Below are 23497 nucleotides of genomic sequence, written 5' to 3'. Positions count from 1 at the left end.
ACAAAAGCTCCACTGAAGAGTGAAGCTTTTTTAAGTTTGTGTAATAGTTAGGTTTTCAGTGAACTACTCGCGTTTTCTCAAATAGACACTTCCTGAACCTGCATCTAACTTCATTTTTGTACGTCCAGCATTTAACTGCAATTGCATGCTTTTTGAAGCATTTGTAATGGTTTCTGTGATGATTTTGAAATCAATATCACTCAGAATACGATATCCAGTAGCGTCAACTTTTAGATTGGCATTTTCGGGTAAGGTTACATCAATATAGCCGTCATTACTGACCAATGAGTATAGTTTAGAAGGCGCACTATTTTCAAAAACTACTTTGATATTTCCACCAATAGTATTCGCAATTACAGGTCCGGTCACATTGGTGAGGTTAATAGAATTATACGAAGTGGAAATTTCTACTTCTCCTGTAAAATCAGACAATTCCCAAGGAGTTGAATTGGTTCTAAAATAAAAGGTGTTTGAGTTCTTTTTGGTGCAATTTTCTGTATTCCAAAGGAGTTTTACAGAATTTGGGACTAACAATTCATATTTATTACTGTGCGAAGTAAAACTTGAAGCTACGATTACACTATTTTGACCAGAGTCTTTGTATTGGTAATCACGAATAATCAATTCTCCTGACTTTTGGGTGATATCCAAGTACAAATTGTCGGCTGGATTTGTCGATTTACTTCCTAATGGTTTCAATCCTTTTTCAAGATTTATCTCATCTAATTGATTTGTAATAAAAGTATATCCTTTCGTTGTTGCGGAATCCGTTGATCTATAGAATCTTACAGAGTCTTTGTTCTTGCTAATAAAGTTATTGCGAAAGACAAAATGATTCGTATTGTTCAAACTTTTAATGATGACTTCATTTCCATCATACCCTTTGATCGTCATATGTGAAGTACTACAGATTTTTAAGGTTCCTTTGTTGAATTTGATTCGCTTTTCGCTTTCTTGTGCATGGCAGACACCTAGTAGTGAAAAAAGTGTCAATAGGGTTACTATTTTTTTCATCTTGTTCGTTTTTTTATTGATTTAACATCGCTAATAGCTCGGAAGCATTTCCTTTTACCAAAGGCAGCGATTCTTTATTATCTATAATTTTTTGCAAAGGTGCTTTGGCACGCTGTTCTCGTAAAGTGGCAATCGACTTTATCAATTTAAGTTGCACCAAAGGTTCTTTTTCAGCTCCTAAAGCATCAATTAAACTGCTGCGTACTTGTGGATTGTCTGGAAATTTTAACAATGCTTCAATGACAGCTACTTTTGAATTTGCATCTGAATCTTCTTTTAAAATTTTAAAAAAAGCATGGAGTATTTTTTCGTCTTCTTTTTGATATTGTACATTATCTTCAATTTCGTAAATAGTCTGTAAGCGCGAACTGTTAGTTTGCTCTTCTTCCAAAGCCAACACGAGATTGTCTCTGATTTCTAGCTTTTTTTGTTGATCTACATAGAAATATCCAACACTTAATAAAAGAACCAAAGTCGCTGCCATAGAAACATATCGAATCGTTTTCAGTCGTTTTACACGATTACTTGTATGCAACTCCTTTTTCAATCGAGCTTCAAAATCGAATGCTGCGTTTTCGGGCATTTGTTGATCGTCAAATGCTTCTTGATGCTGCTTAATAAATTTTTCCAAACTCATGATGTTATTTTGTTTTGAAATTGCTGTTGTAAAAGCCGTTTTCCGCGTCTATATTGATTTCGTACCGTGCTTTCATTTACCCCTAATTGTTGTGCTATTTCTTTATGCGAATAGTCTTCAATCAAGTACAACACAATAATAATTCGGTATTTTTCTTTCAGTCCGTTCAGTGCTTTTTTGACTTCTTCAATTTGAAAAGAAATGTCTTCGTATGCATTTGTGTCTTCTTCCTCTTCGAGAAATTCTGTGACGTCTTGCAACCAACCTAATTTCTTTTTCTTCCGTAAAAAATCTAAAGAACAATTGATGACAATCCGTTTTAACCAGGCGCCTAGGTTAAGATCTTTTTCTAACTTCGAAATATTCTGAAACGCTTTCATAAAAGCATCGTGCACGACATCTTGTGCATCATGTTGATTCTTCACAATCCGAAAGCTTGTATTGTACAGCATATTCTTGTATTGCTGATACACTTGCATTTGTGCTTTCAAATTATGTTGTTGGCATGCTTTTATTAATTCTGATTGGTTCAAAATGTGTTGTTAGTTTATAGTTATAACTCTCGTTTTTGAAAAATGTCGCAAAAAAGGTACATTTTATTTTTTACTAAGTGTTTTTTGAGTGTTATTCAGAAGATCATTCCTGTGCAAATTTTTCCAAACAAGTTTCACATAATCTTTAAGGAAAATACCATTGCTATTTCTTAGGGTTGCACAGTAATTCAATAATTTAAGTATCTTTAAAAAGATAAAAAAAACGGATTCTATTTATTAAATAAGCTATTTAACTCAAAACTATTGTATGAAAAAAAATATATCTCTTTTGACACTTTTTATGTGCATTACGTTCATTGTTCAAGCACAAACCACCATTAAACCTAATACTTGGTACACGCTGCAAAACGGAAAAAGTGATACCTTCATAGGGAATGGTGGTAAGATGGAAGCTGGAGACATCATGGTTGCGAAACAAAGAGTTCTTATTGGTGGACACTGGAAATTCATTCCAAATGACAATGGACTTTACAAAATACAGAACAAAGCTTCTAAAATGTATTTGGCTTCTTATGGGAAAACAAATATAGGTTCACGTGTTAGACAAACGGATACACCTGGCAGCGGCGCACTTTGGAGAATTGTACAGCTTCAAGGAGGAAGCGTGTTACTACAAAATAAAGTTTCTTTATTATTTATAGGAATTGCCAGTGAAAACAATCAAACAGATTTGGTACAAGCCAGAGCATTAACTTCACGAATCACATGGAAACCTGCTGAGGTAGTCGTAAATAAAGGACTGCCAAGAAATACCAATATCAATGCGTTTCGACCAAGACACGGTGGAAAAATAGCAATGGCGTATGTACGCAATACAGGTGAAATTACGATTGAAGGTATTAAGCCTAGAAACGGACAACGTATTTATTTCTTTCCTCAACAATTGGTCGCGGCAAACAAAAAAGGGCTTTCTTTCAATCCTAAAAAGCCATCAATTTGTGGGAAAACGTTTTTAATACGAAGAGTTTTGCCAACCATACTACTCAACAAACCTATGCCCAACATGCGAAACAGAAAGAAGCAAAAATTTATGTTTATAGTGGAAGTTTTTTAGTGATGTAATTTGCCAAATATGAATGTTTTACACGAGCTAAACTACAACGTGAAAGAAAGCTTTAAAAACGTTGTTAAAAAAGGAGCATAACACTCAAATATGATCTTTATTGAATATAATCACCCATAAGTCAGCAGATTAATTATGGTTTTCCCGTAAAGGATTCAGCGTTTAAAACAATACTTTAGAGGATAACTTTAAAAACCTATATCATGCTAAAATCAATTTTAAACTTAGAAGGTGTTCAAGAATTAAAGAAAGAAGCACAAAAAGGCATTCAAGGTGGAATTCAATTTCCAATAGGATGTGTAGATCGTAGAGATTGTTTCTTCATTGACCGTGCTTCGAGATGTATCAACAGAATATGTGTATTTTTATAGATAAAACTAAAGATTGTCTAATGAGTGTTACTCTTTAGACAATCTTTGTTTGTATTTATGAAGTATGTAAATTACTTTTTGATCACTTTTTCTATAAAAGTTTTTGACGCTGTTCGGACTTTTACAAAATACATACCTGGAAGATTTTGCTGAATATCTACAGAAAGTTTGGTAGTTTTTTCAAATTCCAAAGTTTGTATAAGTTCGCCTTTGAAATCTAAGATTTGTAATATTCCGCTTTCTTCTTCTTCAAAATACACAGAAAATGCACCTCGGTTTGGATTGGGAGCAATGTACATTTGCTGTATTTCTTCCGAAGTTTCATCCTTACTGATTTCATCTGAAAAAGTGAGCGCATCCGTAGCTGATCTGCTTGCAAATGAATCTGTACAACCTTCAATATACGCTCTAAAAGTAGCACCACTCAAGGCACTAAAGTCGTCTTGCAATAGCACTTCTTGTCCAGCATGGTATATGGCAGTTCCGCCAAAATAAACTGTATTTGTCGCGGTAATCGTTTGTGACGCTTGTACTTCGTCTGTGCTGTTGGAAAGATCGGTTGTAACTATTTCATCAATGGGACAACAATAATTTACACAACTAGCATTTGAAACATTATTGCGCATCACATTACCAGGTTGCAATCCAAATCCTAAAGAAAAATTGATGCCGACACCACTTTGCAAATGGCAATAACTCATGATGGTTCCTCCACCTGAGGGAATTCCAGGGTCAACACAGCCTGAAACAGTTCCACATCCGTCAATAGGCGTATTATTTCCATTCCATATACAAGCATGTGTATGTCCTGAACCAAATGAATGACCAAATTCGTGGGCAACGACATATACATTCCAGCTGTAATTAGGAATATTGGTTATTGTATTACTGAGACTGCCAGACACAGATACATTGTAAATACTATTACATAAGGTGTTTACAAAGGCAATTCCGCCTCCTATGTTATCAAACGTTAACAATTGCCCTAAATCTCCGCTAAATTGATACGAACTATTTCTAAATTCATAAAGTAAATCACGCGGGTTTGTTCCCGTATACGGATCACTTATATCCCAAACTCTAATTTCAGAAATTTTTGTTGGAATATTTTCATTCAAATACAATACAGCAACTTGATTATGTAATCCACAGACATAGTTTTCAACGGCTGTGATGCTACCAAGATTCTGAAACATATCATATTTTGTTTCATAATACAAATCCACACAAGGCGTATTGGCTGATTTCATAGTTTTGCCTTTTCGTGATAATACGTTTGGATCGTATCCTTTAAACTTTTTATCATCAATTGCCGAACATTCAAACTCTGGACGTTCTTTGAGATTTAAATCGTTATATATCATGTATTGTCCTATATCATTTATTTTAACGATGTTAAAGTTTCCTTTTTCTGTACTTACAATGCCCATAACATCGTCTTTAAAGAAACTGACAGCAGCCAAACTATTAGGATTGCCTTTTACAATTCCTTGATAATGTTTATTACTTCTGTTTGCAGAAATTATTTTTCCGCTACCTGTCGTAATCGTATAATCGTAAAACGAATTGTCAACTTCTATAAGTTCCAAACTCATTTTTGTGCTTCCCATAGGAATGTCGATTGATATGGTTTTCTTTTTAGTTTTAAGGATAGAATTGTCATAACTAAAAAAGTAGACTTCTTCTTTATTTTTAAAACTTCTCAACACATCTGTATTTAACTTGCTTGAAGAAAAAATCTTTACGCTATTAAATACTTTTCCTTTGTTTTTTTCTTGCTGAACCTTACTGTAAATGATACTTTCCTGTCCTAACATGGAGAAGAACATACAACATAAGAAGAAACAGCAACTATATATTTTTAGTTTCATAAAATTTAATTTTTAGTGCTGTTTTTATTTCTTCTTATCAAGCCATCAATAGACAGTTTTAATGCATCAATTTGTTTCTGTTGCTCAATGATGTACAGCATTAATTCTTCAATTTTTTCTTGTTGAATTCTTGTAATATCGCCTAATTCTAGTCCTTCTTCTTCAACAGTTTTTGCAGATGGAACATTTGGTAAATGTTTGTTTTCTTTGATGAAGTTTTCTACTTCTTTAATCGAAAGTAATTGATAATCATCAGCAAACACATAATCTGCCCATCCCGTGCGTACGCGTACTTCTTCTGTTAATACGCCTCCTTGTACATAAAGTTTATAAGCACTTACATCGGCTCCTCCAACAGTATTAGGCATATTTGTGGTACCGATTCCCAACTTTCCGCTGTCCGCCAAGGTCATTCTTGTATCAGGTCCTGCTTTGAAGTGGATAATACCATCGCCAGTATTATCATCATCAGCTTGAATATGCATAATACCTTCTGATTTAATACTTTTATTGTGTTCAATATCAAGATTTCCCTGTAATCTGATATTACCATATACTTGAAGTTTCTCTGTTGGTTCTACAGTTCCAATACCCACAAAACCATAATTGTCAATTCTAATTCTTTCTATATTGTTTGTGTAAATTCCCAATTCTCCATCTCCATTTTGGTTAAATCCAGTGTCGCTATCACCAATTGCCAAATGTATTACAGGATCAAAATCTCCAATTCCTAATTTTCCATCGGTAGTTAACGACATTTTTCTGTAACCTAAATTTGAGTGATTTGCACTGGTATCATAACTCCATTTTAAGGATCCTTCGCTCAATATGTTCCAAGCTTGAGTAGTACCTACTTGTAATCGTAATTGTGACCAATGATCTGAATTATCATCGTTAATAGTCCAACGATCTAAGTATTCTCCATCTCCTAAATTACTCCAAGTTTGTGCAGTAACTGAATTGGTACAAAAAATGGTCATCATCATTGTAATGAGTACGATGACTGTAGATTTTGCCATAGACAATGTCTGTGCCTGTTTTTGTTGATTTACGTTTAAATTTTTCATGAGTTCTTGTTTTTTGGTTATTTAATTTCTTACTCTATTCATTCAGGCTTTTCAGATTCCGCCTCCTAAATCAAGAACAAACGCTTGTAGCTACTTAATCGAACTATTTGTTTTGATTTATAGCTTAAAGTTGTAAAAACAGCAGATGTAATTCGAAAAAAAGAGCATGAGCATCAAATTTTTAGGAACGAAAGTTCCTTTTTGGTGTATGAATTATGTCCAGTCATACAAAAGTGATTGTGAAATAGTCTAAGTTATATTCATATGATGAGTTTCTTTTTTCAGAAAAGACGTATTTGAAACATTTAACAGAAAAAATTCCCACAAATGTTTTAAAAACATCTGTAAAATGTTATATTTGTGTATCGTAGATTTTAATAAAACCCAATACTTATACAAAACTTTTCATGTCTTTTGAACGAATTAAAGAAAAACTAAACATACTGGCTGATGCCGCAAAATACGATGTGTCTTGTTCTTCTAGCGGAAGCAATCGTACGAATAAAAACAAAGGATTAGGCGACGCAACTGGCATGGGAATTTGCCATACGTATACCGAAGATGGTCGCTGCGTGTCCTTGTTGAAAATTTTATTGACGAATCACTGTATTTTTGATTGTGCCTATTGCGTGACGCGAAAAAGTAACGACATTAAACGTGCCGCGTTCAAAGTGCAGGAAGTAGTCGATTTGACAATTAATTTTTACCGCAGAAACTATATTGAAGGACTTTTTTTAAGTTCCGGAATCTTTAAAAATGCCGATTATACGATGGAACGTTTGGTGTCTGTCGCTAAAAAATTACGCTTGGAAGAAAACTTTAACGGCTACATTCACTTAAAATCCATTCCAGGTGCTTCTGACGAATTGATGCGCGAAGCAGGTTTGTATGCAGACCGATTGAGTGTTAATATCGAAATTCCTACGCGAGAAGGTTTGAAGCGACTTGCTCCCGATAAAAATAGAGAAGATTTCATCAAACCGATGAAAAAGGTGAAAAATGAAATCATTCAATACAAAGCAGAGAAAAAAATTATCAAAAGCACGCCAAAATATGCGCCAGCGGGACAAAGCACACAAATGATTATTGGCGCAAGTGGCGAAAATGATTATCAAATCATGACGGCTTCTAATTTTTTCTATAAAAAGTTCAATCTAAAACGTGTGTATTATTCGGGGTATGTGCCAATTAGTTACGACAGTCGTTTGCCGCAAATTGGAAGCGAAGTGCCGATGTTGCGTGAAAATAGATTGTATCAAACCGATTGGTTAATGCGCTTTTACGGCTTTCACGTGCATGAAATTGTCAACGAAACGCATCAACATTTAGACTTAGATATTGATCCAAAATTATCGTGGGCATTGCGGAATATTCACGAATTTCCTGTAGATGTAAATCGTGCAGATAATGGCATGTTGGCGCGTGTGCCAGGTTTGGGAATGACATCGGTGTATAAAATTTTACATGCGCGAAAATTTCGTCAACTCAATTGGGAACATTTAAAGCGTTTGGGCGTGGCATTGAACCGAGCGAAGTATTTCATCATCTGTAATTCCAACGATTTTGAGCGTCGCGATTTGGAACCCGAGAAAATCAAAGGATTCATTTTGCAAAACTCTAAAAGTAAGTTTCGACAAGCCACGAGCAATCAATTAAACTTATTCGGATGATGCAAAAAGTATTGGTGTACGACGGTTCGTTTGAAGGATTTTTAAGTGCAGTTTTTAAAGTGTATGAAGAAAAAATTGAACATGTGGACATTCAGCGAGAAACGAGTGTACAACCTTCTTTTTTTGGCAATACAGAAGAAATTATTTCCAATAAAAAACACGCAGATCGTGTGTGGAATGGGCTCAAAAAAAAATTGACTTCGTATGGACGAAATCAATTGTATTATGCGTTTTTAAGTGAAATGAATTCGGTTGAAAATGTATTGCTCGATTATATTCGGCAAGTTTTTGCTTCTTCAGATACTATTGAAAAAGATTTTTCCAATTTGACGGTTTTAAAAGTGTCTAAAATTACCAGAAGTGTCGGTCGTGAAAAGCATCGTATGGAAGCTTTTGTACGTTTTAAGCTGACGAAAGATGGTTTGTATTTTTCAAATGTGGAACCCGATTTTAATGTATTGCCTTTAATTGCAAAGCATTTCAAATCGCGCTATGCAGATCAGAAATGGGTAATTTACGACATCAAACGAAATTATGGTTTGCATTACAATTTAGATACTGTAGAAACCATTGTAATGGATTTTCCAAAGGAGTTTGATTTTACAAAAACGTCTGGCGATTTCTTTGCCGAAGAAGAATTGGCGTTTCAAGAATTGTGGCAAAACTATTTTAAAAGTACCAATATTGAATCGAGAAAAAATATGCTATTACATGTACGGCATGTTCCGAAACGGTATTGGAGATATCTGAGCGAAAAACAACCTTAATTGGTGTTATTTTATAGGGCAAATGCAGAAACGAACAATGCGGCAATTAAAAATACTAAAACGGTAGCTACAAAATAAAATGCAGTCTTGGTCTTCTTATTTTTTTGAAAAATATAATTACGTTGTTCTGTGTTTTCAGGGTTTTTAATGAATTTAAAATCTTCTTTTCCTTGTTTCATAATATATAGAGTTTTTTTATTAATAATTTATTTACTGTAAAGATATGGGTTGTGTGCCGTTTCGATTAACGGATATGCTATTATGATTGACACAAATGCCAAAAATGATATATTAGAGTTTAAATCTTAAACTTAATTCCTGATCGCAAGTAGATTTTCGCTTCGTTATCTAACGAAAAAATAGGATCTCTGTTGTCACTACGCAATTCGTTGTTAATGGCAAGAATGTATGCTGCGCGTGCGTAAAATTGTAGTTGTTTGGTAAAATGATATTCATATTGCAATCCTGTCAAAATCAGCGATAAATTGATGCTTTCTGCGGCTTCTCCGTCAATAATAGGAACTTCTCGTTGTAAATTAGACGTAAAACCATCCAACTGCGCATAGGCTTTCAATCGGTGTTTTGGTGAAAAATAGTATTGCAAATTTGTCTTCGGAATTCCTAAATTATAAGACCAATTTGGGCGAAATTTTTTATAATAACTGACAAAAGGCAACGGAAAATTAAATCCTGAATTTCCTCCATACGTTACACCTAAAATCAATCGTGTAGATTTGTCATTGTATTTTTTTCCTTGTTTTATAAAAGCGATTGTTCCCGAAAGGACCACATCTTTAATGCTCAACGCATCTGCGACTAAATTGGTACTAAATCCAGGTTGAAATCGGACTCCTAATCGCCAATTATTTCGCAATGGAGTTGTGTATCCAATACTAAAATCGAGCAGTTGAAAATCATTTAAATCTCTAGTATTAAAAGGAAAATCAATTTCCGATCGCAAGTGAATATTGCTGTAATCCAATCCTAAAAATAAATAGGTATTATCGTCTTTTAATTTGATTGGATAATTGAACAAAGCTCTAAATCTGGAGTATTCTACATTCGATTTTGCGTTGGGAATAAGCGTGTAATCAATACGTGCCAAATCGCTTAACTGCGCCTGTACTTCTGAGCAACAGAAGATGAGCAAGCAGAGTAAAACTCGAAAGGTATTTGACATGTATGTGTGTTTGTATTTTTTTGGTGAAAGATAAACGTTTCAAATGAATATGACTTATTTTCATACGTTTTTCCGAAAAATTGGGGAAAGCGATATTCTATTAAATATCGCTTTCATTGTATGTTATAAATTATCAAAATGTTTAAAACTGATATCGAATACTCAGCGCAATATCAAAATCGAGATCATCGCTGTATGTATCGTCAAAAGATAATTCTGGACGCATATCAAGTGAGATTAAGAGTGGAAAGTCAAAATTATATTCAATTCCTACATTCCCTGCGGCCAACGCAAAAGTTCCATCACTCACAGGTGTGTCATACGAGCCAATTCCCGCACCAGCGCCTAAAAACCAGTTAAAATTTCCGTCAATCGGGCGCACCCATTGGTACAATCCTACCAACTTAAAAGCTTCTACATTATTGCTATCTCTAAATCCCAAATCGAACTCCAAACGATTATTACCGCCAATATGTCTTTGATATGAAATTTCTGCTCCCAAACCGTCATTGTCACCAATTCGTAATCCGATAGCATTTTCTGAAATTTGTTGTGCACTTACTGAAGTTGCAATCGTTAAAAAGGCAATCGTAAAAAGTGTTTTGATTTTTTTCATTATTTCTGATTTTATGATTGTTATACAAAATTAATTTACATAAAGATACTGTCTTTGCTCATTTCCTACAATCATTAACGCATATTCATTTGCAATTATTTGATGATATAGCTAATACTTTTAGTAACTTTGAAACTCGGTTAAAAACTCTTGATCAACTTTACGTATTTATGAAAATAATTCGCATTACCGCATCTGATACCGCAGAAACGGTGCAACAAATCCAAGAAGCAATTGGCGGAACTATTATAGAAAGATGGGGCGAGCATATCTTGAAAATAGATAATAACATTGCCAAAGGTGCCATTCACTTTATTACGTTTGAATGGGGCGGAAGTCTGTTGGAATATAATATTACTTTTTTTGAGGAAATAGAATTGATCATGGATGCTTCCGAATACAATCCTATTCACTTTACGTATTGTTTGAAAGGTTATTGTGAACATCGTTTTCACGACGAAAAAAAGCGTAGAAAGTTAGAAGAATTACAACCGAGCATCATTACTTCAAAAAGCGGCGGATTCAATCACGGATTTTTCCCAAAAGATATATACTTGCATATCAATGTCGTGCAAATAAGTCGCGTGAAGTTTATCCGAAAACGTTTGAATGATGCTTCTATTTTGAATCAGCAATTGTATGAAGTGTTTCACGATTCGTATCATGAAAATCGTTTTGTATATCAAGGAACGTACAATTTAAAGTTGGCAGAATTGATAGATTCTTTAAACAACATTGAACAAAAAGGCATGATTCGCATTATGATGATTGAAGGGATTGTGTATCAAATTTTGTCATTACACATGATTCAACATACCAAAGACATCAAAGCGAGAAAAAATAAGGCGCCGTTGGCACTTGCTGAATTGGATATGATTCGCCAAGTAGCAGAACAAATTTCAAATGATGTTTCCAAAGAATATACGTTGGAACAGTTGGCAGAAGAAACAATGTTGACGCAAGCAAAGTTGCAACAGGGTTTTAAACATTTGTATGCACGAACGGTGACAGAATACATTCGTCATGTGCGCTTGGAAAAAGCAAGAGATTTAATTAATGATAAAGATCAAAATCTAAACATTTCACAAATTGTATATACAATTGGATTGAGCAGTCGCAGTTACTTTTCTAAAATATTCAAGCGTAAATATGGTATCAGTCCAAGTGAATTTTTAAAGAACAAACAAAAAGCCAGAATTTCAGCTTGATCTTAGGAAGCTATTTTTTGAATTTTGAATTTGGTGATATACGGTTTTTCAATAATTTTCTCGATATCTTCCAAATCTGTTTTTGAATTCAGCCACATATTTTTAAACAACGAAGGAATTTCTAATGGCATGAAATTGTATAAGTTTGTTTCCGAAGACAAAGTATCATTAATGTCCGTATTAATCACGGTGCAAGTTAAAAATCCGTCTTCTAAAATATTATAAACACCTGCAAGCGCTAACGGTTTTGGTGGTTCTTTTTCCACTAAAAAAGTTTCAATACTGTTGTCAATAATATGATGTATATAAAATCCGGTTACCAAAATAAGACAACGACGTTTTGACAATGCTTCCTTATACAACACACTTTTTTGTATTTCTTCTTTATTGGTATGTAATGTAGTTTTGATTTGTTGAAATTTTTTCCAGTCGCCTTCAAAATTTTGCGGTAAAATTCCCCAAATACCTTCTGAGATCACATGTGGTTCTTCCATCGTTATCATAGGAATCGACTGTTCTTTGTGTCCTTTAATGACCAAACGTGGTTTGTATATATTTGGAAACTTTAAAGGCAATCCAAATGTTAATTCGATATGTGTTCTACTAGCAGTATTTGATAAATAATAATTCATGTTTGAGTTTCTTTTTTCTTCAAATTGCTCTGTGAAAGCAATTCATCAGCGTTCATTTTTCAATTCATCCAAAAGTAAAATTTACTCTATATATAGCTTAACTCTTTCAAAATTCATTTTAACGCATTTGATAGAAAATGAATCATATTTGACATAAAAAAGGGCAATTTTGAGCAAAAAAAGAGCAAATTCAGACCAAAAACGCTTCACAAATGCGTCAACATAAAAATTGATCTAGCAAAACAGAAAACACTCCTCAGCGTACATTTGTATCAAACAAAATCAAATTATTAATCTTTAAAAAACTATATACTATGTTACGTTGGTCAATTACCTTTATTATTATCGCATTAATCGCTGGAATTTTAGGTTTCGGTGGAATTGCTGGAGCAGCCGCAGGAATAGCAAAAATTTTATTCTTTGTGTTTATGGTACTGTTTGTCGTTTCATTGGTAACAGGACGAACTAGAGTATAAAAATCAAAAAATGCACATCATTTAATAGAAAAAGGTTTTTTACGAAAAAGAAAATTGAAGTCCCCAACACGAAATAAATCATCACATAAAAAAAAGAAAAGAACATGCAGGAAGGAATAAAATCATCAACAAAAATACTCACTGAAAAACTGGAAAATTGGTGGGTGCTATTCATAGAAAACTTACCCAACATAGCGGTAGCAATTTTAGTTTTATTTATTAGTTACTTTATATCACGTTTTGTGTATAATATTACCTTAAAACTAATTCAAGGACGCATACGACAAAAAGCTGTTGCTAAATTAATATCAAGAGTTATTTCAGCTTTTACGGTATTGCTCGGATTGTTTTTAGCACTTAGTGTTATGAATTTAGGAGAATCTATTACGGGCTTATTAGCTGGAGCAGGAATTTCAGGTATTGTAATTGGTTTGGCGATGCAAAGCACACTTTCCAATACCATTTCGGGAGTTGTGTTATCGTTTAGAAAAAACATACGACTCGGAAACTGGGTAGAAACTACAGGCTATGCAGGTGAAGTAATTGATATTGCGTTGAATTATTTAGTCTTGAAAGAAGCCGATAATAACATTGTAGTAATTCCTAATAAAACCATTTTAGACAACCCTATAAAAAACTATTCTTTAACAACGCGAATGCGTGTCACGATCGAATGTGGTATTGGGTACGAATCTGATTTAGAGAAAGTTGAACACATTACCAAAGGTGTCATTGCCGATTCGTTTGAACAAATAGATGAGGCAGAAGATGTAGAATTTTACTTTACCGAATTTGGCGGAAGCTCCATTAATTTCTTGTGTAGATTTTGGATTGATGCTGAAAATGCCTTAGAAAAACTAAGAGCAAAAAGTACGGCAATCAAAAAGATAAAACAGGCTTTTGTAGAAGAAGACATTAACATTCCATTCCCAATTCGTACGTTGAAATTTGAGGATGAAACCTTAAATGTTTCAAATGTGGAAAAATCCTTAGAAGAAGCTTAAAAATAACACCCAAAAAACACCCTAAAAGTACAGTTAGATTTTATCGTTAGCTGTACTTTTTTTAAGTACATTTGAATTTGTGATTTTTCAAATAGTTAAAATCAACGTACATTGAAATTCATACTATTAAACTGATATTTGAAAATTTACTGAAACAAAATTTACCTAAAAATACATATAAAACAATTCGTTATGACCTTTCCGCAAACCGAATTCCTATTCACCTTCATTCTTTTGGTCATCGTAATTTTGACCTTGATTACGATTAAAAAAGCCATACGAAAATTTAGCTTTGTCAAAGCCATTGAAGTCAATCGCAGAAAAGTAATTTTCAATCTTTGTTTCTTTATAATTTACGTAATTGCAGGAATCATTCTCGCGATTATTTGGGGAATTCAATTCCGAGATTTTACGGTATTTATTTCTTCCGTATTGGCAGTTTTAGGTGTCGGATTCTTTGCGCAATGGTCTATTTTGTCCAACCTAACTTCCTGTTTCATTCTCTTCTTTTACCATCCGGTTCGTATTGGACATCGCATACAAATCATTGATAAAGACTACGATTGGACAGGCGAGGTAAAGAATATTACGGCATTTTACTTTTTCATCAAAACAGATGCAGGACAAAATATTTCATTGCCAAACTCGCTTGTCATGCAAAAAGGGATTGAAATTTTAGAAGAAAAACAAGCTCCAGAAGAAATTGTAGAAACACCTTTGCAAGACGAGCCGAAACCAGCAAACGAAGACGAATCGTAAACAGTGTCAATTTATTCTGTATATTTAAGTCATTAAGCCTAAAAAAATAAAATTTGCGACCGCCGTTTAAAAAAGCCAAAAAGCCTAAAAAAGTAACTGCTTCCAAAAGTTTGGGAAAAGCTCCTGGTGAAGTTGTGTACATGGGCGATAAGGAAAATTTAGAAACCTTACTCGAAGTTCATGAATACACGGCAGAAACCTACAACACGTACGACAGCAAGCAAATAAAAAACATACTCAATACCAAAGGAAACAATCGCGTAACGTGGATTAATATCAACGGATTAAACAATGCTACGGACATTACTAAAATTGGCGAATACTTTAAAATTCATCCGTTAATTTTGGAAGACATCGTGAATACGAATCAGCGACCAAAAATTGACGAGTTTGAAAACTATATTTTTGTGGTGTTAAAAATGCTCTATCATAACAAACAAAACGAACTGCTTACGGAACATATTTCGTTTATTATTGGAACCGATTATGTGCTAACATTTCAAGAAACGGAAGAAGATATCTTTCAACCGATTCGTCAGCGTTTCAAAAATCAAGCAAGCCGATTGCGGAGTTCTGGCGCCGATTATTTGGCGTTTTCTTTGATGGATGCCATTATTGATAACTATGCTGTAGTGATTGAATCGTTTGGTTCTAAAGTAGAAATCACCGAAGACGAATTGTTCTTAGAAAGTTCGCGCGATGGAATTTCGAGAGACATTCAATACCTAAAACATGAATTATTACGCTTGCGCAGAAATATCTTGCCTTCGCGGGAAGTGATCAGTCGAATTGTAAAATCGGAGTCCAAACTCATCACCATCAAAACGCACGATTACTTAAAAGATTTGCAAGATCATATTTTACAAATCAACGACAACATAGATTTGTATCGCGAAATGGTTTGGGGATTAATGGACATGCACATGACCACTATTAGCAACAAAATGAATGGCATCATGAAAGTCTTAACCATCATTTCCACCATTTTTATTCCATTAACTTTTATTGTCGGTGTTTACGGAATGAACTTTGACAACATGCCCGAACTCCAGTATAAATACGGATATTTTATCCTTTGGGGAATTATGGTTGTACTCTTCTTAGTTTTATTATTGTACTTCCGTAGAAAAAAGTGGCTGTAATATTCTAAATCACACTTCTACAGGCTCAGTGTTCTACCTAAGTAACTTACAAATACCGAACACCCAAAAGAAAAACGTTCCAAAACCTATTACATTGAACCTATACAAGCTTCTTCAATACCGCAATTTGTCCTAAATGATAATGTGTATGTTCAATAATGCCGTGCATGTTTCGGTAGTAGCTTCCGTATTTTTCATCGGTAAAAGGTTGATCGAAACAGTCTTCGGGTAACTTTTCCAAATGTGTTGTAAAATCTTCTGCAGTTTTCAAAACGTTTGCCACAAAAGCTTCCCATTCTGCTTGTGAATTAATTTCTGGATGATCAAAACTATGTGCGTCTTTCGCTTGTAATGCTTCGCCTTGAAATACTTTTAACACCGCAGCCACATAATAATGAATGTGATAGGTTAAGGTTACAATCGTATTCAAATTTTTCACTTTCGTCGTTGCTTGTTCGTATGTAATTCCTTCTAAAACAGCTTTTACGTTGGAAGCTGTCCAGTTTCCACCAACATGCACTTCCTTAAAATGTTTTGCAATTTGTTCCGCTAGTTTCATAAATATTCAGATTTTAAATGATCAGGATTTACCAAATTCCCTAAGGCTTCAATCACGCCCAAAGCGGCAGCTTCACCCGCAAGCATCGCAGCATTGAGCGAACCGTTTAGTTGTACATCTCCCGCAAGGAAAACTTGTGTTGTCAAACGTGTTTCCGATGGCGACATGCTGTATTGTAATTGTTGCAAATTGGGCAAGGCTTTCGGAATGGTATATCGTTTTAAAAACGTACAATTGGTAATGCCGCAATATTGTTGCAATTCTTCTTGTACTTTTTTAATTAAAAATTCTTCAGATAAATTATGAGCTTTCACAACAGTTACAGACAACAATTCTTTAGTTCCTATAGAAGCTGTTGGCAAACTGTGATGAAAAAAGATATTATTGATAAGCAATGTTTCATCAGCAGCCAAACCGATCAACGGTTTTGAAATCGTGCGTTTGGAAGTCTCAAAATACAAAGCTTCACAGGATTTCCAAGCAGTTTCTTGCGACTTTAAATTTGAAATTAACGAACTCGCTTCTGTGGCAACAATGGTAAAATGACTTTCTAAAACGGTGCCATTTTCTAAGGTAATTTTTCCATCTTCAATCGCTTGTACACGAGTATTAAAGTGAAATTTTGTGTGTTGTAAGGTTGATTTTAGCTGTTTGGGAATCGCTTCAATTCCTGCTTTTGGTAGCGCAGCAAAACCGTCGCCAAACATTTTATACACAAACTCAAACATTCGGTTGGATGTTTCTAAATTTGGCTCTAGGAAAATTCCACTAAAGAACGGTTTGAAAAATTTTGAAATCATTTCGTCCGAAAAACCTAGTTTTTGCAAATGTGCCAACGTTGTCGTTTCTGGCTGCGCGAAAATATCGTCTAATGATTTCTTTTTTAAGTTTGAATTCAATTTGAGTACTTTCAGTTTATCTGAGAAATTTCCAATGCCAGAGAGAAGCGTAGGAAACAGCAACGAAAAATTTCGCAACGGATCGCCAATGGTTTTTTGTGTTCCTTGAGTGAAAATTGTGGCACCAGGTAGAAACTTTTGTAAATTGAGCGCTTCATAATCCAAATATTTCTGAGCCGCAGGATAGGAAGTCAACAATACTTGAAAACCGTGATCTAGCTGATAATCATCGACAATATCTGTCTTTACACGTCCGCCAACACGATCGGTTGCTTCTATAATTTCAGGATGATATCCGTTTGCTTCCAACACTTTTGCAGCGATCAATCCGCTAATTCCTGCACCTACAATATAAATTTTGTACGCTTCTTTTTTCATGAAAATAAATTCTAAAATCTAGGTAAAAATACGATAAAACGCGCATATTTTTGCGCAAAGTTTGTGCTAAAAAAGAGAGGTGAAATTATTCTTTCCCGTAGACTTTTAAATTATAAACTCCCCAAATTACAAATAGAATTTCTAAAAAGGTACCCACAGTGAATGCTGTAGAAGGAATGCCATCAACCAACATGCTTAACAAGCGTCCTGCAGCCAATCCGCCCATAAAAAAGACGACAGAATAGGTAGCACTGCGCCAATGTTTTTGAAAAAGAATGCTGTAGCCCCAATAAATTCCCAATGCAAAATAGCAACCCATCATGGCTCTAAAAACGTGATTGAGATCTGTGCCTTCAACGCTAAAATCGAAAAAAAGCGGCAAAAAAGTACTTGGATAGAGTCCGTATGTGACACCAACTACTAAAATGGCAGCCGTAGAGAGCGAGAGATGCAGATTTTTATGTACTTCTTTCAAAATAGAAAATAGTTTTTAGTAATTTCGATTTTTGATCAATTTGGTTATAAATTCACAACGTTTTGTGGAACTATTTAGTATTGCATAGGTTTCTAGAATCCACAATTTTTGTTAGAGATATGTTAAAATTAGTTAAAAAATTTAACTTACACACGCAATTTTAGGAAAAAAATCCAATTTTGTTCATTCAAAGTAAAAAAAAACTAAACAAGAAAACGAAGCTTAACATCAGTATCGTATGCATTGGAAAATAAAGGCGAGTTTGCAGAAAGTATTGCATTTTACAAAAATTGGCGATCAACTGAACCATATTCCAGCGACACTTCGTAAAGCGTATCACAAAAATGTGTGTTTGTATCAATTTTATGAATGCATTCGAAAGTTTGAAGCTTCTGAAATTCAATTCAATGCTAACCGCGAAACATCAGTGTTAGAAATTGGCACAGGATATTCTTTCATTGCGCCTGTAGTGTTGTTTTTATTAGGATTTGACAAAATTGTTACGGTTGATATTTCCAAAGATGTTTCTATCAAAACGTTTCAAAAACAAGTTCAGTATTTAAATGATGAAACATTGCTTCAACTCCTAGCAGAAAAGGGGAAACGTAGCTTATCAGACATTCAACAAAAATTAGTGGAAATTGAGTCGTTTCAAACACTTGAAAAAGTAACAGAATATTGCCACATTACTTACATTCCAAAATATACCTTACAAGCTATTGAAAAGGTAGATACTGCGTTTGATTACATTTGTTCACAAGTTGTTTTTGAGCACATTCCGCCCGAATTCCTAGAAAAATTATTCTCCAAAATGAAGCATTGGTTGACTGAAGATGGTTGCGCTGTACACACGATTAATTTTATAGATCATTTTGCCAATCCAGGATTTTTTCAAGATACAAACATTTCAGAGTTTAACTTTTTAAAATATTCTGATAAAACGTGGAATTTTTGGGCAGGAAACGACATTGCGTACACGAATCGCTTGTCATATTTGTATTATTTGGAATTATGTGAAGTCAACAATTTACACATTGTTGATTTTATTGGTGAAAATTACCGAGTGCATCATCCGTTACTTGCAGAAGAAATTCACGAAGATGTCATCAAAAAATACAAACAACTTGCTAACGTAGCAGCTATTTGTAAATACCAGCGTGGAACGTTGATTTTTAAAAAAATAAAAAAGCCAAAGCTTGCACTTTGACTTTTAAGATAGGTAGTAATGTCTTGTACTTGTATCGGTTTAGTTACATGGTAAAAAGTGGTATTGTGCATCTGGCGCAATTAATTGCCAAAATACGGTATCACCAGCGTTTAAGGTCTTTGTTGCAAAAGATTCTCCGATATTTCCACTATTTCCAGAGATATTTCCGTCTGCTCTTCCGTTGATAGAATAGAACCAAAATACATAATCATCACTAGTTGTGTATTTAGATAAATCTGCTGTAAGCGGATATACGCCTAAAGGAACAATCGCTTTTACATACTCAGCGCCATCTATAGTAACTGTTTCATAAGGCATTACAGGAGTTGCAAAATATTTGTCATTTACAGCATCATATACTTCTTGTACCGTAGGATTAGGATTGTCAAGCGATACAGTATATACTGGAGTTGCCCACGCATACGGACCACCAATTTTATCAATATCGGCATTTGTATTAAACGTATAGTCTACTGGACCAGAAGCAGTATTGTTTGGAAAGTTGAAAATCATCGAAAATGAATACGTACTCTCTGAAGTTTCAGGATGTTTTAACGAATCCTGCACCATTTTTGAACCAACATGATGCAATACATTTTGCAATAAACGTAAAGAACGTCTGTACGAACCTGAATGTCTTGCAACGCTGTATCCGTTTTTAGAATTATTACTTAAATGTGCTACAGTTCTTCGTAATACAGCACGCTCTGCTTTGGTGATTCCGTGGTTTTCCTCTGCTTGAATAGGATCGACCAAGAATTGATGCAATGCAGCGTCATCTGTCATCAACAAATGAATGTAATTCAATAGTTTTGAATTGGATTGAATCATAGTTTTATTTTTAAAGATTAATAATCATTAAAAGTAGGAATATTCAGTTTCCAGTTTGCGCGTAGTAATACCTGTTTGTGTTTTTAGAGGTTTCTTTCTGTTTAATTTTTTAATTTAATCATTAAACAATTGTAAAATAATCTGTCTTAGAATTGAATATTGTAAGAAGCTAACGCTGTATGGGTAAAATATGAAATGCAATACATTGATACGATATCAAAAAATACGCAATGTATCGTATTGTGCAAGCTGTTAAAAAAAAGGAATTTTGAACAGCACTAATACCAATAACACAAAAATAATGAGAAAATTAGGAATGTTGCTTCTTGTGACCGTACTCGCGGTTTCTTGTACAAACTTTGGCGAAATGAAAACTTTTAATGGTACGGAAGTCTATTACAAAGATGGAATTACAGATGCGCAAGTAGAAAAATTAGGTAAAAGTCTCATTGAATCAGAATTTGCAACGGGCGAAACGAAATCGGTTCAATTTATAAAAGAAGGAAATACGTATGTATTTAAAATGGTAATAAAAGATGAATTTTTAAACGATGCTTCTTTAGAAAAATCGTTTCAATACATGCCAAGAGAACTCTCAAATTATATGGAATTGCCTGTTGATTTTCACGTATGCGACAATCAATTCAACACTTTGCGTGTCTACAAACTCAAAGATGCTACAAAATCCATCATGGCAAAAGCCACAGAAATTCGGTATACAAAAAAAGTCATGAAAGAAGATGCAGAAAAACTTCGAGATTTCTTGATTGAGTATGGGTTCTCAGACAATACAAACGAAAAAACTGTAGAACTGGACAGAGAAAATATGACCTACATTTTTAAACTTGTTTTGAACAAAAGAAGTGTAGAAAATCAAACGATTCTCAGTTATCTCACATTACTCAAAAATAAATTATCAACAGACGTATTCAGTCGCTTGCCAGTAAAAATTCACGCATGTGACGAATTCATGAATACATTCAAAGAAATATAAAATAACTATTACAATTTAGTACAAATGAAGAATATCATCACAATTTTACTTTTCTGTTTTGTCTGTCAATTCACGATGGCGCAAAAAATAGACATGGAAAATGCACCGCGAAATCCGATAGGTTTCAAACACAAAAAAGAACATTTTTTCTTGCGAGGAGACATCTACACTTCTAGTGGAAAAATATTTGACAGACAAGGGAACTTAGTTTACAACTACGGAACGCGTTATTATTACGATACAAACGGAAAAATTATAGGCAACAATTATGATGATACCTTCGAATATGATTCAAAAGGAAACATTGTGTTGTTCAAATACAAAAGCGGAAGTGTGAGTAATTACAGGTTCAATAATAAAAATTTATTAACGTATGAGAAAAACACGTACGGTGAAGAAAAAATATATACTTACGATTCAAAAGACAGATTGATCAAAACAGTGGTAAATAAAAAAGGGGTTTTCTTCCAACAACGCGATTATTCATACAGTAAAAAAGGAAAAAATGTGATCGTTTCGTTACAATACACCAAAGCAAATGGACAAGCTGGATTCAAAGGAAAATACTATTACAAAAACGGGTTTTTAATCAAAGAGGAATTGGCTTCTGGAACCTATGAATATACAGTAGATGTAGATACGAAAGGCAATAAAATTAATTTTTACACCGCAAATGATCCCAAAGCAAAACACTATAAAACGTTCAATCGCTACTTCAGTGACGCCAACAAACCAATGGAATTGGAATATGGATATTACATTCCTGGCGATAAAAAAACGGGCAAAAAACTTACAACAGCATACATCAATGGCGAACGCTCACAAGATATTATCATCAGCAAAGGTGTAAAGGCAAATGAAAAAATACTGTATGATGGATTGACAAAAACGTACTACGCCATTCCAAATGTAAATCCTGATACAGACACGATTGACAAACGCGTTACGGCAACCAACGTACTTTCCAAAGGTGAAACGATGTTGAGTTATGCGCATGATGGGAAATTCATCAATTACGTATACGGACAAAACAAAGTGAAATCGCGCGACTTTGCATTTTTAGGACCGCACATGGTAGATTATCGTGTAGATAAAACGCTGGGAAGAACGTACGTAGTTCGCGATTACCAAAACAAAAAAAGTCAGGCAGTAAAAAAAATGGAGCTATCTACTACTGATGAAGCTTCTATTTTATACTTGCGTGAATTGGAAAAAGATAACTTCTTCATCGTTGTCAAAGGAAAACACATTGATTATAAAAAAGCACGTTTTGAATACCTAACCAATGGCGATCCTGTAATTTTTATTGATGACGAACCGTTGTACATTCTCACAGGTTTTCGAACGGCTCAAAACAATCAAATTTTGCACGGACGCGTGTACAATGGCGAATTAGACAACAAGCAAAATACAACAACTTCCACTTCAAATACAACCAAAAATACAGACGGTTTAAACTGTGTTGATGGCGATTGCAAAGAAGGTTGGGGAAAAGTAAAAGTAGGCGATATTCTTACAGAAGCAACGTTTAAAAATAGTGCCATTGAAGGTGTGGCGTACATTACATATCCTAACAATGCATATTACCACGGACAATACCAAAACAACCGTCGTCATGGAATGGGATATTACAAATGGTCCAATGGAAACATCTATGTTGGTGGTTGGAAAGATGGCAAACAACACGGTTTGGGCTATACGATGAACAGTAAAAACAAAATAACAAGTGCAGGACTTTTTGAAAATGGAAAACTCATAGAAAAATCGGCACAAAACTACAAAGACGGAAAAAAAACAGGCAAATGTACAGGCGATTGTGTCAACGGATTTGGGAAATATGAATACACCAATGGCGATACGTACTGGGGATTTTTCAAAGCCGGAAAGCGCTTCGGAGTTGGTACGTATTTATGGAGTAACAAAAGTGCCTACACAGGCGCGTACACTGCCGATGGAAAACGAAATGGCTACGGAATGTACACCTACGTAGATCGTTCGGTATTTAAAGGAATATTTGTTGACGATCGTATTAACGGACTCGGCATGATGAAATACAACACATCTGGTAACACGGTTAGAGGCGTTTTCAATAACAAAGGCGCAAAAGTGAAAGATTACTAACA

The 23497-nt window shown here is 34.4% G+C and carries 25 protein-coding genes; 12 read left to right on the top strand and 13 right to left on the bottom strand.

The features are described from left to right. Positions 1–63: 63 nt before the first annotated feature. From KORDIASMS9_RS01720 to KORDIASMS9_RS01710, 3 genes are read right to left on the bottom strand one after another with little or no spacing between them, the layout of a single operon-like run. Positions 64–1014: a hypothetical protein gene (locus KORDIASMS9_RS01720; RefSeq protein ID WP_114901186.1), complete on the bottom strand. Its 951-nt coding sequence runs from the start codon at positions 1012–1014 to the stop codon at positions 64–66. Positions 1015–1027: 13 nt separating this feature from the next. Beyond that, entirely contained in the window at positions 1028–1651 is a 624-nt protein-coding gene (locus KORDIASMS9_RS01715; RefSeq protein WP_114901185.1) for a HEAT repeat domain-containing protein, read from the bottom strand. Then, positions 1648–2184, bottom strand: coding sequence for an RNA polymerase sigma factor (locus KORDIASMS9_RS01710; protein ID WP_162819719.1), 537 nt, complete (start codon positions 2182–2184; stop codon positions 1648–1650). Before KORDIASMS9_RS01710 ends, KORDIASMS9_RS01715 begins: the two co-directional genes overlap by 4 nt. A 268-nt stretch (positions 2185–2452) precedes the next feature. Here KORDIASMS9_RS01710 and KORDIASMS9_RS01705 point away from each other — a divergent pair, with 268 nt between their 5' ends. Next, positions 2453–3259, top strand: a complete 807-nt coding sequence (locus KORDIASMS9_RS01705; protein ID WP_114901183.1) for an RICIN domain-containing protein — start codon at positions 2453–2455, stop codon at positions 3257–3259. Between the two features lie 212 nt (positions 3260–3471). Next, the gene (locus KORDIASMS9_RS23005) at positions 3472–3639 is read left to right on the top strand and encodes a hypothetical protein (RefSeq protein ID WP_162819718.1); all 168 of its coding nucleotides are present in this window, start codon (positions 3472–3474) and stop codon (positions 3637–3639) included. 71 nt (positions 3640–3710) lie between these two features. On the opposite strand, the gene KORDIASMS9_RS01700 is transcribed toward KORDIASMS9_RS23005, so the two are convergent. Next, a complete protein-coding gene (locus tag KORDIASMS9_RS01700) occupies positions 3711–5510 on the bottom strand; it encodes a zinc-dependent metalloprotease (RefSeq protein WP_114901182.1) in 1800 nt (599 codons plus the stop codon). Positions 5511–5515: 5 nt separating this feature from the next. Next, positions 5516–6577, bottom strand: coding sequence for a hypothetical protein (locus tag KORDIASMS9_RS01695; RefSeq protein WP_114901181.1), 1062 nt, complete (start codon positions 6575–6577; stop codon positions 5516–5518). A 407-nt stretch (positions 6578–6984) separates the two neighbouring features. Between KORDIASMS9_RS01695 and KORDIASMS9_RS01690 the strand changes: the two genes are divergently transcribed. Together KORDIASMS9_RS01690 and KORDIASMS9_RS01685 are read left to right on the top strand one after the other, a co-directional pair. Next, the gene (locus tag KORDIASMS9_RS01690) at positions 6985–8247 is read left to right on the top strand and encodes a putative DNA modification/repair radical SAM protein (RefSeq protein WP_114901180.1); all 1263 of its coding nucleotides are present in this window, start codon (positions 6985–6987) and stop codon (positions 8245–8247) included. Further along, complete coding sequence (locus tag KORDIASMS9_RS01685) at positions 8244–9014, top strand: TIGR03915 family putative DNA repair protein (RefSeq protein WP_371412751.1); 771 nt, start codon at positions 8244–8246, stop codon at positions 9012–9014. The genes KORDIASMS9_RS01690 and KORDIASMS9_RS01685 overlap by 4 nt, the downstream gene beginning before the upstream one ends. Before the next feature lie 11 nt (positions 9015–9025). Here the strand turns inward: KORDIASMS9_RS01685 and KORDIASMS9_RS23000 are convergent, their stop codons facing one another. From KORDIASMS9_RS23000 to KORDIASMS9_RS01675, 3 genes are all read right to left on the bottom strand, one after another. Beyond that, positions 9026–9193 carry a hypothetical protein gene (locus KORDIASMS9_RS23000; RefSeq protein ID WP_162819717.1) on the bottom strand — a complete coding sequence of 56 codons (168 nt, stop codon included), beginning with the start codon at positions 9191–9193 and terminating at the stop codon, positions 9026–9028. 119 nt (positions 9194–9312) lie between these two features. Further along, positions 9313–10194 (bottom strand): DUF6268 family outer membrane beta-barrel protein, encoded by an 882-nt coding sequence (locus KORDIASMS9_RS01680; protein WP_114901179.1) that lies wholly within the window; start codon positions 10192–10194, stop codon positions 9313–9315. Positions 10195–10336: 142 nt separating this feature from the next. Beyond that, complete coding sequence (locus KORDIASMS9_RS01675) at positions 10337–10810, bottom strand: hypothetical protein (protein ID WP_114901178.1); 474 nt, start codon at positions 10808–10810, stop codon at positions 10337–10339. Between the two features lie 170 nt (positions 10811–10980). Here KORDIASMS9_RS01675 and KORDIASMS9_RS01670 point away from each other — a divergent pair, with 170 nt between their 5' ends. Beyond that, positions 10981–12018, top strand: coding sequence for a helix-turn-helix transcriptional regulator (locus KORDIASMS9_RS01670; protein WP_114901177.1), 1038 nt, complete (start codon positions 10981–10983; stop codon positions 12016–12018). A gap of 2 nt (positions 12019–12020) precedes the next feature. On the opposite strand, the gene KORDIASMS9_RS01665 is transcribed toward KORDIASMS9_RS01670, so the two are convergent. Next, on the bottom strand, positions 12021–12650 hold the full coding sequence (locus tag KORDIASMS9_RS01665; RefSeq protein ID WP_114901176.1) for an SOS response-associated peptidase family protein: 630 nt from the start codon (positions 12648–12650) through the stop codon (positions 12021–12023). A gap of 314 nt (positions 12651–12964) precedes the next feature. Between KORDIASMS9_RS01665 and KORDIASMS9_RS01660 the strand changes: the two genes are divergently transcribed. The 4 genes from KORDIASMS9_RS01660 (at position 12965) to corA (ending at position 16031) form a co-directional block, all read left to right on the top strand. Next, positions 12965–13126, top strand: a complete 162-nt coding sequence (locus KORDIASMS9_RS01660) for a DUF1328 family protein (RefSeq protein WP_114901175.1) — start codon at positions 12965–12967, stop codon at positions 13124–13126. A 104-nt stretch (positions 13127–13230) separates the two neighbouring features. Continuing rightward, on the top strand, positions 13231–14130 hold the full coding sequence (locus KORDIASMS9_RS01655; protein ID WP_114901174.1) for a mechanosensitive ion channel family protein: 900 nt from the start codon (positions 13231–13233) through the stop codon (positions 14128–14130). A 192-nt stretch (positions 14131–14322) separates the two neighbouring features. Next, positions 14323–14889, top strand: a complete 567-nt coding sequence (locus KORDIASMS9_RS01650) for a mechanosensitive ion channel family protein (RefSeq protein ID WP_114901173.1) — start codon at positions 14323–14325, stop codon at positions 14887–14889. A 53-nt stretch (positions 14890–14942) separates the two neighbouring features. Continuing rightward, complete coding sequence (gene corA / locus KORDIASMS9_RS01645; protein WP_114901172.1) at positions 14943–16031, top strand: magnesium/cobalt transporter CorA; 1089 nt, start codon at positions 14943–14945, stop codon at positions 16029–16031. A 100-nt stretch (positions 16032–16131) separates the two neighbouring features. Here corA and KORDIASMS9_RS01640 read toward each other — a convergent pair whose 3' ends face one another. The 3 genes from KORDIASMS9_RS01640 to KORDIASMS9_RS01630 all read right to left on the bottom strand — a co-directional run bounded on the left by KORDIASMS9_RS01640 (position 16132) and on the right by KORDIASMS9_RS01630 (position 18342). Then, complete coding sequence (locus KORDIASMS9_RS01640) at positions 16132–16590, bottom strand: DinB family protein (protein ID WP_114901171.1); 459 nt, start codon at positions 16588–16590, stop codon at positions 16132–16134. Beyond that, entirely contained in the window at positions 16587–17867 is a 1281-nt protein-coding gene (locus KORDIASMS9_RS01635) for an FAD-dependent oxidoreductase (protein WP_114901170.1), read from the bottom strand. The genes KORDIASMS9_RS01640 and KORDIASMS9_RS01635 overlap by 4 nt, the downstream gene beginning before the upstream one ends. 85 nt (positions 17868–17952) lie before the next feature. Then, positions 17953–18342 (bottom strand): DUF4345 domain-containing protein, encoded by a 390-nt coding sequence (locus KORDIASMS9_RS01630; protein WP_162819716.1) that lies wholly within the window; start codon positions 18340–18342, stop codon positions 17953–17955. A 238-nt stretch (positions 18343–18580) separates the two neighbouring features. On the opposite strand from KORDIASMS9_RS01630, the gene KORDIASMS9_RS01625 reads away from it, so the two are divergent. Continuing rightward, on the top strand, positions 18581–19549 hold the full coding sequence (locus KORDIASMS9_RS01625; RefSeq protein ID WP_114901168.1) for a class I SAM-dependent methyltransferase: 969 nt from the start codon (positions 18581–18583) through the stop codon (positions 19547–19549). 39 nt (positions 19550–19588) lie between these two features. Here KORDIASMS9_RS01625 and KORDIASMS9_RS01620 read toward each other — a convergent pair whose 3' ends face one another. Next, positions 19589–20380, bottom strand: a complete 792-nt coding sequence (locus KORDIASMS9_RS01620) for a hypothetical protein (RefSeq protein ID WP_114901167.1) — start codon at positions 20378–20380, stop codon at positions 19589–19591. Between the two features lie 301 nt (positions 20381–20681). Between KORDIASMS9_RS01620 and KORDIASMS9_RS01615 the strand changes: the two genes are divergently transcribed. Beyond that, positions 20682–21374, top strand: a complete 693-nt coding sequence (locus KORDIASMS9_RS01615; RefSeq protein WP_114901166.1) for a hypothetical protein — start codon at positions 20682–20684, stop codon at positions 21372–21374. A gap of 24 nt (positions 21375–21398) precedes the next feature. Beyond that, the gene (locus KORDIASMS9_RS01610; RefSeq protein ID WP_114901165.1) at positions 21399–23495 is read left to right on the top strand and encodes an MORN repeat-containing protein; all 2097 of its coding nucleotides are present in this window, start codon (positions 21399–21401) and stop codon (positions 23493–23495) included. Positions 23496–23497 lie beyond the last annotated feature (2 nt).

The sequence above is a fragment of the Kordia sp. SMS9 genome, from assembly GCF_003352465.1.
Lineage (GTDB): Bacteria > Bacteroidota > Bacteroidia > Flavobacteriales > Flavobacteriaceae > Kordia.
The sequence above is the reverse complement of the archived record's forward strand: the minus strand, read 5'-3'. Positions and strand labels throughout refer to the sequence as shown.

What these genes read in the sequence shown, in the direction of transcription:
- KORDIASMS9_RS23000 (WP_162819717.1), bottom strand. Translation starts at nt 9,193, where the DNA reads ATGAAACAAGGAAAAGAAGATTTTAAATTCATTAAAAACCCTGAAAAC.
- KORDIASMS9_RS23005 (WP_162819718.1), top strand. Translation starts at nt 3,472, where the DNA reads ATGCTAAAATCAATTTTAAACTTAGAAGGTGTTCAAGAATTAAAGAAA.
- KORDIASMS9_RS01685 (WP_371412751.1), top strand. Translation starts at nt 8,244, where the DNA reads ATGATGCAAAAAGTATTGGTGTACGACGGTTCGTTTGAAGGATTTTTA.
- KORDIASMS9_RS01690 (WP_114901180.1), top strand. Translation starts at nt 6,985, where the DNA reads ATGTCTTTTGAACGAATTAAAGAAAAACTAAACATACTGGCTGATGCC.
- KORDIASMS9_RS01665 (WP_114901176.1), bottom strand. Translation starts at nt 12,650, where the DNA reads ATGAATTATTATTTATCAAATACTGCTAGTAGAACACATATCGAATTA.
- KORDIASMS9_RS01650 (WP_114901173.1), top strand. Translation starts at nt 14,323, where the DNA reads ATGACCTTTCCGCAAACCGAATTCCTATTCACCTTCATTCTTTTGGTC.
- KORDIASMS9_RS01670 (WP_114901177.1), top strand. Translation starts at nt 10,981, where the DNA reads ATGAAAATAATTCGCATTACCGCATCTGATACCGCAGAAACGGTGCAA.
- KORDIASMS9_RS01610 (WP_114901165.1), top strand. Translation starts at nt 21,399, where the DNA reads ATGAAGAATATCATCACAATTTTACTTTTCTGTTTTGTCTGTCAATTC.
- KORDIASMS9_RS01695 (WP_114901181.1), bottom strand. Translation starts at nt 6,577, where the DNA reads ATGAAAAATTTAAACGTAAATCAACAAAAACAGGCACAGACATTGTCT.
- KORDIASMS9_RS01675 (WP_114901178.1), bottom strand. Translation starts at nt 10,810, where the DNA reads ATGAAAAAAATCAAAACACTTTTTACGATTGCCTTTTTAACGATTGCA.
- KORDIASMS9_RS01625 (WP_114901168.1), top strand. Translation starts at nt 18,581, where the DNA reads ATGCATTGGAAAATAAAGGCGAGTTTGCAGAAAGTATTGCATTTTACA.
- KORDIASMS9_RS01660 (WP_114901175.1), top strand. Translation starts at nt 12,965, where the DNA reads ATGTTACGTTGGTCAATTACCTTTATTATTATCGCATTAATCGCTGGA.
- KORDIASMS9_RS01615 (WP_114901166.1), top strand. Translation starts at nt 20,682, where the DNA reads ATGAGAAAATTAGGAATGTTGCTTCTTGTGACCGTACTCGCGGTTTCT.
- KORDIASMS9_RS01640 (WP_114901171.1), bottom strand. Translation starts at nt 16,590, where the DNA reads ATGAAACTAGCGGAACAAATTGCAAAACATTTTAAGGAAGTGCATGTT.
- KORDIASMS9_RS01720 (WP_114901186.1), bottom strand. Translation starts at nt 1,014, where the DNA reads ATGAAAAAAATAGTAACCCTATTGACACTTTTTTCACTACTAGGTGTC.
- KORDIASMS9_RS01635 (WP_114901170.1), bottom strand. Translation starts at nt 17,867, where the DNA reads ATGAAAAAAGAAGCGTACAAAATTTATATTGTAGGTGCAGGAATTAGC.
- KORDIASMS9_RS01620 (WP_114901167.1), bottom strand. Translation starts at nt 20,380, where the DNA reads ATGATTCAATCCAATTCAAAACTATTGAATTACATTCATTTGTTGATG.
- KORDIASMS9_RS01680 (WP_114901179.1), bottom strand. Translation starts at nt 10,194, where the DNA reads ATGTCAAATACCTTTCGAGTTTTACTCTGCTTGCTCATCTTCTGTTGC.
- KORDIASMS9_RS01715 (WP_114901185.1), bottom strand. Translation starts at nt 1,651, where the DNA reads ATGAGTTTGGAAAAATTTATTAAGCAGCATCAAGAAGCATTTGACGAT.
- KORDIASMS9_RS01700 (WP_114901182.1), bottom strand. Translation starts at nt 5,510, where the DNA reads ATGAAACTAAAAATATATAGTTGCTGTTTCTTCTTATGTTGTATGTTC.
- KORDIASMS9_RS01705 (WP_114901183.1), top strand. Translation starts at nt 2,453, where the DNA reads ATGAAAAAAAATATATCTCTTTTGACACTTTTTATGTGCATTACGTTC.
- KORDIASMS9_RS01655 (WP_114901174.1), top strand. Translation starts at nt 13,231, where the DNA reads ATGCAGGAAGGAATAAAATCATCAACAAAAATACTCACTGAAAAACTG.